This window comes from Morganella psychrotolerans, assembly GCF_965118875.1.
GTDB lineage: Bacteria > Pseudomonadota > Gammaproteobacteria > Enterobacterales > Enterobacteriaceae > Morganella > Morganella psychrotolerans_C.
Map to the genome: position 1 here is coordinate 1 of NZ_CBCPJD010000025.1, position 12,515 is coordinate 12,515.

13 protein-coding genes are annotated in these 12,515 nt (G+C 50.5%); 7 read left to right on the plus strand and 6 right to left on the minus strand.

Annotation, left to right across the window (positions count from 1 at the left end):
* Positions 1 to 287 precede the first annotated feature (287 nt).
* Both purH and purD read left to right on the plus strand, forming a co-directional pair.
* A complete protein-coding gene (gene purH / locus ACMHKJ_RS18380; protein WP_413496221.1) occupies positions 288 to 1,877 on the plus strand; it encodes a bifunctional phosphoribosylaminoimidazolecarboxamide formyltransferase/IMP cyclohydrolase in 1,590 nt (529 codons plus the stop codon).
* 23 nt (positions 1,878 to 1,900) lie between these two features.
* Positions 1,901 to 3,184: a phosphoribosylamine--glycine ligase gene (gene purD, locus ACMHKJ_RS18385; RefSeq protein WP_413496223.1), complete on the plus strand. Its 1,284-nt coding sequence runs from the start codon at positions 1,901 to 1,903 to the stop codon at positions 3,182 to 3,184.
* 24 nt (positions 3,185 to 3,208) lie between these two features.
* Here purD and ACMHKJ_RS18390 read toward each other — a convergent pair whose 3' ends face one another.
* From ACMHKJ_RS18390 to nudC, 6 genes are all read right to left on the minus strand, one after another.
* Complete coding sequence (locus tag ACMHKJ_RS18390) at positions 3,209 to 3,862, minus strand: DUF1481 domain-containing protein (RefSeq protein ID WP_413496272.1); 654 nt, start codon at positions 3,860 to 3,862, stop codon at positions 3,209 to 3,211.
* A gap of 47 nt (positions 3,863 to 3,909) precedes the next feature.
* Positions 3,910 to 4,182 carry a nucleoid-associated protein HU-alpha gene (hupA, locus tag ACMHKJ_RS18395; RefSeq protein WP_067365755.1) on the minus strand — a complete coding sequence of 91 codons (273 nt, stop codon included), beginning with the start codon at positions 4,180 to 4,182 and terminating at the stop codon, positions 3,910 to 3,912.
* Positions 4,183 to 4,364: 182 nt separating this feature from the next.
* Positions 4,365 to 4,955, minus strand: a complete 591-nt coding sequence (locus tag ACMHKJ_RS18400) for a YjaG family protein (protein WP_413496226.1) — start codon at positions 4,953 to 4,955, stop codon at positions 4,365 to 4,367.
* A 6-nt stretch (positions 4,956 to 4,961) separates the two neighbouring features.
* Positions 4,962 to 5,705: a deoxyribonuclease V gene (nfi, locus tag ACMHKJ_RS18405; RefSeq protein ID WP_413496228.1), complete on the minus strand. Its 744-nt coding sequence runs from the start codon at positions 5,703 to 5,705 to the stop codon at positions 4,962 to 4,964.
* Positions 5,706 to 5,740: 35 nt separating this feature from the next.
* A complete protein-coding gene (gene hemE, locus ACMHKJ_RS18410; protein WP_413496230.1) occupies positions 5,741 to 6,808 on the minus strand; it encodes a uroporphyrinogen decarboxylase in 1,068 nt (355 codons plus the stop codon).
* An 85-nt stretch (positions 6,809 to 6,893) separates the two neighbouring features.
* Entirely contained in the window at positions 6,894 to 7,676 is a 783-nt protein-coding gene (gene nudC / locus ACMHKJ_RS18415; RefSeq protein ID WP_413496231.1) for an NAD(+) diphosphatase, read from the minus strand.
* 212 nt (positions 7,677 to 7,888) lie between these two features.
* On the opposite strand from nudC, the gene ACMHKJ_RS18420 reads away from it, so the two are divergent.
* From ACMHKJ_RS18420 to ACMHKJ_RS18440, 5 genes are read left to right on the plus strand one after another with little or no spacing between them, the layout of a single operon-like run.
* Complete coding sequence (locus tag ACMHKJ_RS18420; RefSeq protein ID WP_413496233.1) at positions 7,889 to 8,968, plus strand: ABC transporter substrate-binding protein; 1,080 nt, start codon at positions 7,889 to 7,891, stop codon at positions 8,966 to 8,968.
* A gap of 10 nt (positions 8,969 to 8,978) precedes the next feature.
* Complete coding sequence (locus ACMHKJ_RS18425; protein WP_413496234.1) at positions 8,979 to 9,803, plus strand: alkaline phosphatase family protein; 825 nt, start codon at positions 8,979 to 8,981, stop codon at positions 9,801 to 9,803.
* Between the two features lie 22 nt (positions 9,804 to 9,825).
* Positions 9,826 to 10,689: an ABC transporter permease gene (locus ACMHKJ_RS18430; RefSeq protein WP_413496274.1), complete on the plus strand. Its 864-nt coding sequence runs from the start codon at positions 9,826 to 9,828 to the stop codon at positions 10,687 to 10,689.
* Entirely contained in the window at positions 10,676 to 11,476 is an 801-nt protein-coding gene (locus ACMHKJ_RS18435; RefSeq protein ID WP_413496236.1) for an ABC transporter permease, read from the plus strand. The genes ACMHKJ_RS18430 and ACMHKJ_RS18435 overlap by 14 nt, the downstream gene beginning before the upstream one ends.
* Before the next feature lie 10 nt (positions 11,477 to 11,486).
* On the plus strand, positions 11,487 to 12,515 hold the full coding sequence (locus ACMHKJ_RS18440) for an ABC transporter ATP-binding protein (protein ID WP_413496238.1): 1,029 nt from the start codon (positions 11,487 to 11,489) through the stop codon (positions 12,513 to 12,515).

Consider the following 12,515-nt stretch of genomic DNA (forward strand, 5'->3'; position numbering starts at 1 on the left):
GGGTGCATTATAGGGAGTCGCTTTCAGAAGACAAGTGTTAATTTTCAAATTTCTGACTGTTTGCTGCATTCCACAGCAAAACCCCTGTTTATACCGGGTTACGCACAAAGTTATCCACAAACTGTAAAAAATCATAAAATTCCCAAGCACCACGCAAACGTTTGCGTTACAATCAGCACTATTAATGACCTGTTGATCTTTGCCCCGGGTTTTGAAATCTTATGCAATAACCCGGTTTCATCTGCACCCCACTATTATTTTTAGCTGAACTCAAGGGATCCAAACTCATGCAACAGCTTCGCCCTATCCGTCGCGCCCTGCTCAGTGTCTCTGACAAAACCGGCATCATTGAATTTGCACAGGCGCTCGCCGCCCGTGGTGTTGATTTGCTGTCAACAGGCGGTACTGCCCGCCTGTTATCTCAGGCCGGACTGCCGGTCACGGAAGTCTCCGATTACACCGGTTTCCCGGAAATGATGGACGGACGTGTCAAAACCCTGCATCCGAAAGTACACGGCGGGATTTTGGGACGCCGCGGTATTGATGATGAGGTAATGGCAAAGCATCAGATAGAGGCCATCGATATGGTGGTAGTGAATCTCTATCCGTTTGCTGAAACAGTGGCAAAACCGGGTTGCACCACAGAAGACGCAGTTGAGAATATCGATATCGGCGGCCCGACCATGGTTCGCTCTGCGGCAAAGAACCATAAAGATGTGGCGATTGTGGTAAAGAATAGCGATTACGCAACTATTATTGCAGAGATGGATGCCGGTCAGCACAGCCTGAGTTTTGAGACCCGTTTTGATCTTGCGATTAAAGCCTTTGAGCACACAGCCGCTTACGACAGCATGATTGCTAACTACTTCGGGCAGCAGGTTAAACCTTACCACGGTGATACCACTCAGCCCTCCGGTCAGTTCCCGCGTACACTGAATCTGAACTTTATCAAAAAGCAGGATATGCGCTATGGCGAGAACAGCCATCAGAATGCTGCCTTCTATATAGAAGAGAATATTCAGGAAGCCTCAATCAGTACCGCCGTTCAGTTGCAGGGCAAAGCCCTCTCTTATAATAATATCGCGGATACTGATGCCGCACTTGAGTGTGTAAAGCAGTTTACTCAGCCGGCCTGTGTCATTGTGAAACATGCAAACCCATGCGGAGTGGCAGTCGCACCTTTATTACTGACCGCTTACGACAATGCATTTAAAACTGACCCGACCTCCGCATTCGGCGGGATTATCGCGTTTAACCGTGAGCTGGATGCCAAAACAGCATCTGCCATTATTGAACGCCAGTTTGTGGAAGTTATTATCGCCCCGTCAGTTGCTGAAGATGCACTGCCAATCCTCGCAGCAAAACAGAATGTCCGCGTACTGACCTGCGGTCAGTGGCAGAACCCGGTTGCCGCACTTGATTTCAAACGTGTAAATGGCGGGCTGTTGGTACAGGATCGTGACCTCGGTATGGTCACCGGCAACGACTTACAGGTTGTCAGCAAACGTCAGCCGACAGAGCAGGAACTGAAAGATGCACTGTTCTGCTGGAAAGTGGCGAAGTTCGTCAAATCTAATGCCATTGTTTATGCGAAGAATGATATGACTATCGGCGTGGGTGCGGGTCAGATGAGCCGAGTGTATTCCGCGAAAATTGCCGGAATCAAAGCCGGTGATGAAGGGCTGGAAGTTGCCGGCTGTGCCATGGCGTCCGATGCCTTCTTCCCGTTCCGTGATGGTATTGATGCCGCAGCCGCTGTGGGTATCACCTGTGTTATCCAGCCGGGTGGTTCTATCCGTGATGATGAAGTGATCGCTGCCGCAGATGAGCACAACATTGCCATGATCTTCACCGGCATGCGCCATTTTCGTCATTAATAAGAGAGACCGGAACTTACCTTATGAATATTTTGATTATTGGTAACGGCGGGCGCGAACACGCCCTTGCCTGGAAAGCAGCGCAATCTCCGCTGGCGGAAAATGTTTATGTCGCACCCGGTAATGCCGGTACAGCACAGGAACCACATCTTAAGAATGTGGATATTGATGCAACCGATATTGACGGCCTGCTGGCCTTTGCACAATCCCACGATATCGGTCTGACTATTGTCGGACCGGAAACGCCGCTGGTGATGGGGGTAGTCGATGTGTTTACTGCCGCCGGTCTGACCATTTTTGGTCCGACAAAAGGTGCCGCACAGCTTGAAGGCTCAAAAGCCTTTACCAAAGATTTTCTGGCGCGCCATAATATTCCCTCTGCGGCATACCAGAATTTCACAGAGATTGAACCAGCGCTGACATACCTTAATAAAGTTGGCGCACCTATTGTTATCAAAGCGGACGGACTCGCGGCGGGCAAAGGCGTGATTGTCGCCATGACACTGAAAGAAGCACAAGATGCAGTGCATGACATGCTCGCAGGCAATGCCTTCGGCGATGCCGGGCACCGTATTGTTATTGAAGAGTTTCTGACCGGTGAAGAAGCCAGTTTTATTGTTATGGTCGATGGCAAAAATGTCATACCGATGGCAACCAGCCAGGATCACAAACGGGTCGGTGATGGTGATACCGGTCCTAATACCGGCGGCATGGGTGCGTATTCTCCGGCACCGGTAGTGACTGATGCTGTTCATCAGCGGGTAATGGAAAAAGTGATTTATCCGACAGTAGAAGGAATGGCAGCCGAAGGCAACATCTATCAGGGATTTCTGTACGCAGGCCTGATGATTGATGAAAACGGTGAGCCGAAAGTCATTGAATTCAACTGCCGCTTTGGTGACCCGGAAACACAGCCGATTATGATGCGTCTGCAATCTGATCTCGTGGAACTGTGTCTTGCCGGTGCGCAGGGACAGTTAGCCGGGAAAACATCACAGTGGGATCCTCGCCCTGCACTGGGTGTTGTGATGGCAGCCGGTGGTTATCCGGGAAATTATCGTCAGAGTGATATCATTGACGGGTTGAATGTTCAGGAAGCTGACTGCAAAGTATTCCAGGCAGGTACAGCACTGAAAGACGGACAGGTTGTTACTAACGGCGGACGGGTATTGTGTGTCACCGCATTAGGTGATGATATCGCACAGGCGCAAAAACAGGCTTATGCCGCGCTGCGTCATATTCAGTGGGACGGGGCATTTTATCGCCGGGATATCGGCTATCGTGCGATTGAAAGACTGAAAGACTAAGCGGTGATAAAACCTGCGGGAGATTTACAGTGAATCTTCCGTGGGTTCCCATTTACAGAAGTTATCATTCGCAGCCAGCAAAATTTCACGCCCTTCCGGCGATTCCAGCCACGCAATATAGATAGGTGATGTACTGTTCCGCTGGCGTTTAGCCAGGAAGTGTTCAGTTTCGGCATCAAACTCAACGTACGATTCATTTCCCTGACAGTCAGTCACATAGCTGTTACGCCATTGTCCCTGTTTCAGACGGATGTCGCCGGTGATAAGCGCAGTATTCAGGGATAACTGACGCTCTGCCATAAACGTTATCCGCGCCACTTCATCTGTGCTCAGTGGTGATTTCTGTCCGTTCTTTTCCCGCTGCATAAAAATCGCATTGCCCTCATGGTCGAGGCGCAGCTGTTCAGAGAAACCATTATCACCGAGATATTCAGTACGGATCTGCCAGAGTTTTCCACGGCGGAATTCATAGACGGTCACAACCGTTTGTCCGTCACGGTACGGGCTGTAAACACTCATCAGAACACGGGAGACATTGTCGGCGTTAAGACGCCACATTCTGACAGCGCCATCATCCGCAATATAGCCGGAGGCACTGAAGGGAGGAAGTGTGGGTTGACCGGAACAGGCGCTGAGCAATGAGCAAAAGCCCAGTGCGAGCAGCCCCTGTCTGATCAACAAAAGGGGACGAAATCCCCCTCTGATAATCTGTTTTTGCAACGCAATTATTTTACTGCGTCTTTCAGTGCTTTACCGGCAGAGAAAGCAGGCACGTTTGCTGCTGCAATTTTGATTTCATTACCCGTCTGCGGGTTACGGCCGGTACGCTCTGCACGATGGTTAACTTTAAAAGTACCGAAGCCAACTAATTGTACGGGATCGCCTTCTTTCAGAGAGTCTGTGATGGCCGCCAGTGTAGATTCCAGCGCTGCTTTCGCCTGTACTTTAGACAGCTCTGCTTTTTCTGCGATAGCATCAATCAATTGAGTCTTATTCATAAAATATCCTTACAGTGTGTTTATCGTTTGCAAAGCATCGAGTGCGTCGGATGTGTCATTTGACAGCCCTGATACACGCGCCCCGATAGCCACTTCTTTTCGCCCCTCACTGTAGACCAGAGACGGGGCAATTGTGAAGTCTTTAACATCGGCATTTATAGGCTTAAATCACGTTTTTTGATTTAATCGCCTAAACTAACGCCAATATTACTGACCCCCGCTTCGCGGAGGTCTGATTTCAAGCCTTTTATCAACTCAATGTCGCGCTCTTCGCATGCAGCTAATAAGCGGAAAATTTCCCACTGAATATCCCACTCTTCTTCAACAGCAGGTAATTCTTTTAATTCTTCATCGGTCATTTCGCGTCCGGCCTGTGTCATTTCCAGCATGGCAACAGTGCCAACCGAAATTTCACTTACCGCGATAGCATGTTCCAGTGTTTCACCACTCAGACGCATGTGAACAAGTTCACTGAGTGCCGCACAAGCATCAATAGCCGGGAACACTCCGTAAATATCATAGTCTTCACCATCAGGGATGGCTTCTTCCAGCTTTTCCAACTGGCTGTCAAAGTTTATTTTTGCATCTTTGACGGTAAGCACTTCCCAGATGAGCTCCAGAATACGCCGGTAAAGAGACGGATCAGCAAACCCGGTCTGCTGACAAAAAACGGCATAATTGGGGTACATTCTCTCGCACAGACTTGCTGCGAAAGTGAGATGCTGCCAGCTTTCCAGTTTTTCCAGCCGTAAATGGATCGGGTTCTTTAACATTCCGTATTACTCGTTACTCTGACATGAGCCGCAGTTTACCTGAAAATCTATAATATCCACATCTTTACGTGGAAAATCTGGATATTTCTGTTTCAACCGGACGAAAAACGTTCGATTTGAGGCAATACCATCAGCCCAGCGGGTGGGTTCAGGCAGGCGGTAGCCACGGATCATGGCTTTCACCCACACTAATGCCGTGTCAATACTCATAAGGTGACCGGGAGAAATGAACAGCGGATTGCAGCGCGCTTTACTGCGCCAGACCCAGCCGAGCTGTTCATCTTTATCCATAAGAGGGGACTGTGCATCCACACCTTCCGCTAGTTCGTCATAGTGCCCGCACAAGCGGCTTTTGGCGACGCCGATAGCCGGGATATTCAGTGTTACGCCCAGATGACCGGCAACACCGAGACGGCGCGGATGTGCACGTCCCTGACCATCCACCAGCACAAGATCCGGTTTTAACGTCAGTTTTTCCCACGCGGCAAGAATGGCCGGGATTTCACGAAAAGAGAGCAGTCCCGGGATATAAGGAAGCTGAGTGGGAATGCGGGCAATCTGATACTCCGCCACAACCAGGTCCGGGTATGTCAGGATAACAACAGCGGCGCGGGTTACCCGCCCTTCATCCTCAAAACCAACATCCACCCCCGCCACATAGCGGGGATCGATAACCACATCCTGCAAACTGACCTGTTGTGCCAGTTCAATCTGCCGGGCTTTCAGCATACGGGTGTCAATCTCTGACATCACGACCTCCGTTATTCTGTTAAAGCGGGCTGACATCAGCCCTGATGGTATTTCCCTGACAGGCGGTGTACCGCGTCAATAAAGGCGCCGGCATGCTCAGGTTCCACATCCTGGTGGATGCCGTGCCCGAGATTAAACACATGCCCTTCGCCATGCCCGAAACCGGCCAGGATGGATGCCACTTCGCCTTCAATACGCTCAGGTGATGCATATAACATGGACGGATCCATATTGCCCTGAAGCGCGACTTTGTCACCTACGCGGTGGCGCGCATCGGCGATATCCGTTGTCCAGTCCAGCCCCAGTGCATCACACCCCGTTGCCGCCATTGCTTCCAGCCACTGACCGCCGCCTTTGGTAAACAAGGTTACCGGCACGCGACGTCCGTCATTTTCGCGGATCAGCCCGTCGATGATTTTGTGCATGTAATGCAATGAAAATTCAAGATAATCGCGCCCGGTCAGTACGCCACCCCAGGTATCGAAAATCATCACAGACTGCGCACCGGCTTTGATTTGCGCATTCAGATACAAAATCACGCTGTCTGCCAGTTTATCCAGCAGCAGATGCAATGTCTGCGGTTCGGCATACATCATTTTCTTTATTTTTGTGAAGGCTTTGCTGCCGCCGCCTTCCACCATATAAGTGGCTAATGTCCACGGACTGCCGGAAAAGCCAATCAGCGGAATATCACCATTCAGGGCTTTGCGGATAGCACGGACAGCATCCATGACATAGCCCAGTTCCAGTTCCGGGTCCGGCACAGGCAGCTTTTGCACATCACGGGCGCTTTGTACCGGATGCATAAAACGCGGGCCTTCGCCGGTTTCAAAATAGAGCCCCAGCCCCATTGCATCAGGAATGGTGAGAATATCAGAAAAGAGAATCGCCGCATCCAGCGGGAAACGACGCAGCGGCTGCAATGTGACTTCACAGGCCAGCTCTGTGTTTTTACACAGCGCCATAAAATCTCCCGCCTGTTCGCGGGTAATTTTATATTCAGGCAGATAACGCCCGGCCTGACGCATCATCCATACAGGGGTGACATCCACAGGCTGACGCAGTAATGCACGCAGATAGCGGTCGTTTTTCAATTCACTCATGACAGACTCCAAAAAGTTAATGGCCGCGTAACGTATTGATGTACGTTATAAAACCAGTATTGTAACATGCATGCAGCTTGCCGTATCACGCGTCTTCATCATCCTGACGGCACAGTGCAACCGTGTCTTCAATCAGGCGGCGGGCAATGGTATCCGGTGGCGGAATAACCGGCAGGTTATCATAGTGATACCAGTCCGCACTGAGCAGTTCACCCGGATCATGGTGAATTTCACCATCAGCATAATCTGCCAGAAAGCCCATCATCAGTGAGTGCGGGAACGGCCACGGCTGAGAAGACACATAGCGGATATTCTGAATTTCAATGCGGCTCTCTTCCATCACTTCACGGGCTACTGCTTCTTCCAGGGTTTCCCCCACTTCCACAAACCCGGCAAGTACCGTGAACAGCGGCGCATTTTTATGGCGTCGGTGCTGCGCCAGCAGAATAGAATCATGACGGCGGATACCGACAATAATGCATGGTGCTATCTGCGGATAATAACGCTCGCGGCAGGTATCACACAGGCATGCCCACTCACTTTTGCTGTATTTCATTGCCGCACCACAATAGCCACAGTAGCGGTGCGAGCGGTAAAATTCTGCAAGCTGCACGCCGCGTCCGGCCATTTTGAATAAATCATCATTGTCTGCGGCAATAATACGGGGCGAGCACATATCCGAGCGCATTTTTTCACGGATGAGCCAGACCGGCAGCCCCTGCCATTCGCCGATACGCACTGCCGGTTTGCCGGTCAGCATCCATTGCGCAGCGCTTCCTTCCGGTAATTGCCCTTCCGGCAGCCAGACCCGGTTATCTGCGCTTATCACCCAATACCCTGTTTCATCGCCCGTTAAAATCTGCTGCATAGTTTCACGATATCTTGTTAATAAAATAGTGATGAATTAAATCATACTCTCTTCACCGGGAGAATACCCGGCGGGCTGAGCGGTTACCTGCTCTGTACCCTCATACCCTCCGCTGTCAGAAAAGTGTCATATCAGTGTCAGCCAGTTGTCACAAATACGTCATACCCTACCGTCGTCTGCTTATACTTAGTCAGCTAACTTACGAGGGTATTATGAAACAATTTTCTGCTCCGGTTATCACCAAAACATTACTGACTGCCGCCGCTATCACAGCATCCTTTTCCTCATTTGCTGCAACAGATAATGCCGGGCTGGATGAATTAATTGCCGCCGCAAAAAAAGAAGGCGTCGTGTACAGCGTAGGTATGCCGGACGCCTGGGCGAACTGGAAAGGGACCTGGGCGGATATTGAAAAGATATATGGTCTGAAACATCAGGATACAGACATGAGTTCGGCACAGGAAATTGCCAAATTTGCCGCCGAAAAAAATAACGCCACCGCGGATATCGGGGATGTAGGCGCGTCATTTGGTCCCGTTGCCGTACAAAAAGGGGTTGTTCAGCCTTATAAACCCACTACCTGGGATCAAATCCCTGACTGGGCAAAAGACAAAGACGGTAACTGGGCTCTGGCGTATACCGGCACCATTGCTTTTATCATCAATAATGACCTCGTTAAAGATCAGCCAAAAAGCTGGGCGGATCTGCGTAACGGCAAATACCGCATCACTATCGGGGATGTCGGGATAGCCGCACAAGCCAACAGTGGCGTGCTCGCAGCCGCGTTTGCCCTCGGCGGTAACGAAACCAATATTCAGCCGGCAATTGATATGTTTGCTGAATTAGCCAAACAAAAACGCCTGTCACTCAATGACCCGAGTGTGGCCAATTTAGAGAAAGGCGAAATTGAAGTGGCTGTAATGTGGGATTTCAACGCCCTCAGCTACCGTGACCAGATTGATGCCAAACGCTTTACCGTGGTGATCCCGTCTGATGGTTCTGTGACATCCGGTTACTCCACCATCATCAATAAATTCGCCAAAAACCCGAATGCTGCAAAACTGACGCGTGAATTTATCTTCAGTGATAAAGGACAGCTTAACCTCGCCGAAGGCTATGCCCGCCCCATCCGCGCGGCGCACCTGACATTGCCGGACAGCATCAAAGCAAAACTGCTGCCGGAATCTCAGTATACCAGTGCAAAACCTATCACTAATTTTGATGGCTGGGAAAAAACCTCCCGCCAGTTGCCGAAACTGTGGCAGCAAAACGTTATCATCAACATGAACTAACGGACCAGCCATGAATCACACAGTTATCCTGGTTATCCTTGATGGCTTAAACTACCGCACAGCCCATGATTGCATGGGCTTTATGCAGGGTTTGACTGAATCTCAGGACGCCACACTTTACCGCCTTGATTGTGAGTTACCCTCACTTTCCCGTCCGCTGTACGAATGCATTCTGACCGGCATCCGCCCGGTCGACAGCGGAGTTGTTCATAATCAGGTTGTGCGTTTGTCGTATAACGACAGTATTTTTTCCCTGGCACAGAAAGCAGGAAAAACCACGGCGGCTGCGGCGTATCACTGGGTCAGTGAGTTATATAACCGCGCACCATTTGATGCCGTCCGTGACCGTTTCACTCATGATGATTCGCTGGCTATTCAACACGGCTGTTTTTATCAGTCAGACAGCTATCCGGATGATCATCTGTTTATTGATGCGGAATATTTGCGTCGTGAATACCATCCCGACTTTCTTCTTATTCATCCTATGAATATTGATGATGCCGGACATAAGTTTGGCGCAGATTCCCCACAATACCGCAACAGCGCCCGCCGGGCTGATGGTCTGCTCTCCGCTTATCTGCCGGCATGGCGGGAAGCCGGTTATCAGGTGCTGGTGACCAGCGACCACGGCATGAATAATGATCGCTCACACGGTGGCATTCTGGATGAAGAACGCCATGTGCCGCTGTTTGTTGTCGGGGATGCTTTTTCTCATGATGACTCTCTCCCGGTGAAACAAACACAATTGTGCGGGGCAATCTGCCGGTTACTCGGCCTGAGCGGACACGACAAAGCATCTGTGCCTCACCTGCTGCGGGAAGACCACTATGGCTGATATTCTGCCGGAGCTGACCGTCATGAAAAAACAGCAGCAAATCCGTGTAACACCGCACCGTATTACGCTGAAACCGATGCTGTTACTCCTGCCTGCGGCAGTGCTGTTTCTGCTCTTTCAACTGGCACCGATGCTGTGGGTGATTATTAACAGTTTTATTTATGAAGATGCCTGGTCATTCGCTAATTTCAGCGAGATTTTTACCAGTCCTTTTTATATTCAGGCGTTTGAAAACACTTTATGGATTTCCGGTATTTCAAGTGTCGGCGGGTTAATTCTTGCCGCTCTGTTTGCCGCCTCTCTGCAACATGCACCTCCGCGCCCGCGCCGCTGGCTGATTGCCTTTACCAATATGACAGGGAACTTCAGTGGTGTGCCGCTGGCATTTGCATTTGTGATAATCCTCGGCGTGAACGGCGCTGTCACTCTGCAACTGAAAGCCTGGGGCGTAATTGATGATTTCAATCTCTACAGTGCCACGGGGCTGATGCTGATTTACCTGTATTTTCAGATCCCGCTGGGCATTTTACTGCTCTATCCCGCGTTCGATGCCCTGAAACCGGAATGGGAAGATGCCGCCAAAACCATGGGTGCCGGGCGCCTTGCTTACTGGCGCTATGTGGCACTGCCGGTGCTCTCACCCGCGCTGCTCGGTACTTTTATTATTCTGTTCGCCAATGCTGTGGGCGCTTATGCATCCACCTATGCCCTGACGACCGGTAACTACAATATGGTGACCATCCGCATCGCCAGCCTGGTCTCCGGGGATTTATTCCTTGAACCGAATATGGCGGCGGCATTATCGGTATTACTGATGATTATTCTTGGATTTATCACCGCTACATATCATTGGCTGCTGAAACGGAGTTACCATGCCAAGTGCTGATCTTGCTCTGACCTCACCGGCAATTCCCCGTTACCACAAAATTATGCTCAGCATCATTGTGATCATGCTGCTGTTACCCATTGCTGCCACACTGATTTATTCGTTTTCCTCCCGCTGGGGTGCGACTGTACTACCGGACGGGCTGACACTTCAGTGGTATCTGAAACTCTGGCAGGATCCGCGATTTCTTGCCGCCTTCGGACGCTCACTGTTTATCTGTTTTGTCACCCTGGCACTCAGCGCCCTGGTAATCCTGCCGCTGGTATTTTCGGTGTACTATTATTTCCCGCGTCTGAAAGGCGTGATGGAAATATTGATTATTCTGCCGTTCGCTGTGCCGCCGGTGGTGTCGTCAGTCGGATTACTGCAATTGTTTGCTGACGGACCTTTCCCGATTGTCGGTACGCCCTGGATACTGATCGGCACTTATTTCACTATTGCGCTGCCGTTTATGTACCGGGCGCTGGCCAACAGCCTCAATGGTGTGCCACTGAAAGATTTAATGGATGCCGCGCACCTGCTTGGCGCAAGCACCTTTAAAGCTGTTTTGCTGGTCGTGGTGCCGAATATCCGCAAAGGATTACTGGTATCACTGCTGATCGCGTTTTCTTTTCTGTTCGGTGAATTTGTGTTTGCCAATATCCTGGTCGGCACACGCTTTGAAACACTGCAAATTTATCTCTATAACATGCGCCAGACGAGCGGACATTTTACCTCCGCGCTGGTGATGAGCTACTTTGTTTTCACCCTGATCCTGACATTAACAGCGTCGCGTTTAAGCCGCTGAGGAATTGCTGATGAGCTATGTAATTGCTGAAAACCTGACAAAATCTTTCGCTGCCACCCCGGTATTTTCCGGGCTGAACTTTTCAGTGGAAAAGGGGGAGTTTATCACCCTGCTAGGCCCCAGCGGCTGCGGAAAATCCACCTTACTGCGCTGCCTTGCCGGTCTTGAGTCCGTTAATGACGGTAAAATTTATGTGAATAAACATGATATTACCAATATGTCACCACAGAAACGTGAGATAGGCATGGTGTTTCAGAGCTATGCCTTGTTCCCGAATATGAGTGTGGAGCGCAATATCGCCTTCGGTCTGAAGATGCAGAAAATACCCCTCAGTGAGCAGCAAAAAGCCGTGGCAGATGTGATTAAACTGGTCGGACTGAACGGCAAAGAGCAGCAGTTACCGCAACAGCTTTCCGGCGGACAGCGTCAGCGCGTGGCACTAGCCCGGGCGCTGGTGATGAAACCCCGGATTTTATTGCTTGATGAGCCGCTGTCCGCACTGGACGCGCAGATCCGCAAACATCTGCGTCAGCAAATCCGCCAGATCCAGCGGGAACTGAATCTGACCACTATTTTTGTTACTCATGACCAGGAAGAGGCCATGCAGATGTCTGACCGTATTTTCCTGATGAATAAAGGGAAAATTGTTCAGAGTGATACAGCGGAAAATATTTATACCCAGCCGGCTGATGAGTTCGTTGCGCGCTTTATGGGGCATTACAACCTGGTCAGTGCGGAGCATGCAAACAGCCAGCTCGGTCTGAATCTCAGCGGAATTGTCGCTATCCGTCCGGAGTCGATTTATGTGCGCGAAACCGGTCGTCAGTACGGCGATCACATTTCTCATCCGGTATCAGGTACAATACGTGATAGCCAGTTACTGGGTAATATCATCCGTTATCAGGTAGATACCGGACTGGGCGCACTGACCGTTGATCTGCTGAACCGCTCCTCTGAGCGACTGTTTGAACAGGGCACACAACTGGAACTGATGTTCAATAAAAATGAAATCCGCGCCCTCGCCCCGTCAGTTAATTAA

What these genes read in the sequence shown, in the direction of transcription:
- purH (WP_413496221.1), top strand. Translation starts at nt 288, where the DNA reads ATGCAACAGCTTCGCCCTATCCGTCGCGCCCTGCTCAGTGTCTCTGAC.
- purD (WP_413496223.1), top strand. Translation starts at nt 1,901, where the DNA reads ATGAATATTTTGATTATTGGTAACGGCGGGCGCGAACACGCCCTTGCC.
- hupA (WP_067365755.1), bottom strand. Translation starts at nt 4,182, where the DNA reads ATGAATAAGACTCAATTGATTGATGCTATCGCAGAAAAAGCAGAGCTG.
- ACMHKJ_RS18400 (WP_413496226.1), bottom strand. Translation starts at nt 4,955, where the DNA reads ATGTTAAAGAACCCGATCCATTTACGGCTGGAAAAACTGGAAAGCTGG.
- nfi (WP_413496228.1), bottom strand. Translation starts at nt 5,705, where the DNA reads ATGTCAGAGATTGACACCCGTATGCTGAAAGCCCGGCAGATTGAACTG.
- hemE (WP_413496230.1), bottom strand. Translation starts at nt 6,808, where the DNA reads ATGAGTGAATTGAAAAACGACCGCTATCTGCGTGCATTACTGCGTCAG.
- nudC (WP_413496231.1), bottom strand. Translation starts at nt 7,676, where the DNA reads ATGCAGCAGATTTTAACGGGCGATGAAACAGGGTATTGGGTGATAAGC.
- ACMHKJ_RS18420 (WP_413496233.1), top strand. Translation starts at nt 7,889, where the DNA reads ATGAAACAATTTTCTGCTCCGGTTATCACCAAAACATTACTGACTGCC.
- ACMHKJ_RS18425 (WP_413496234.1), top strand. Translation starts at nt 8,979, where the DNA reads ATGAATCACACAGTTATCCTGGTTATCCTTGATGGCTTAAACTACCGC.
- ACMHKJ_RS18430 (WP_413496274.1), top strand. Translation starts at nt 9,826, where the DNA reads ATGAAAAAACAGCAGCAAATCCGTGTAACACCGCACCGTATTACGCTG.
- ACMHKJ_RS18435 (WP_413496236.1), top strand. Translation starts at nt 10,676, where the DNA reads ATGCCAAGTGCTGATCTTGCTCTGACCTCACCGGCAATTCCCCGTTAC.
- ACMHKJ_RS18440 (WP_413496238.1), top strand. Translation starts at nt 11,487, where the DNA reads ATGAGCTATGTAATTGCTGAAAACCTGACAAAATCTTTCGCTGCCACC.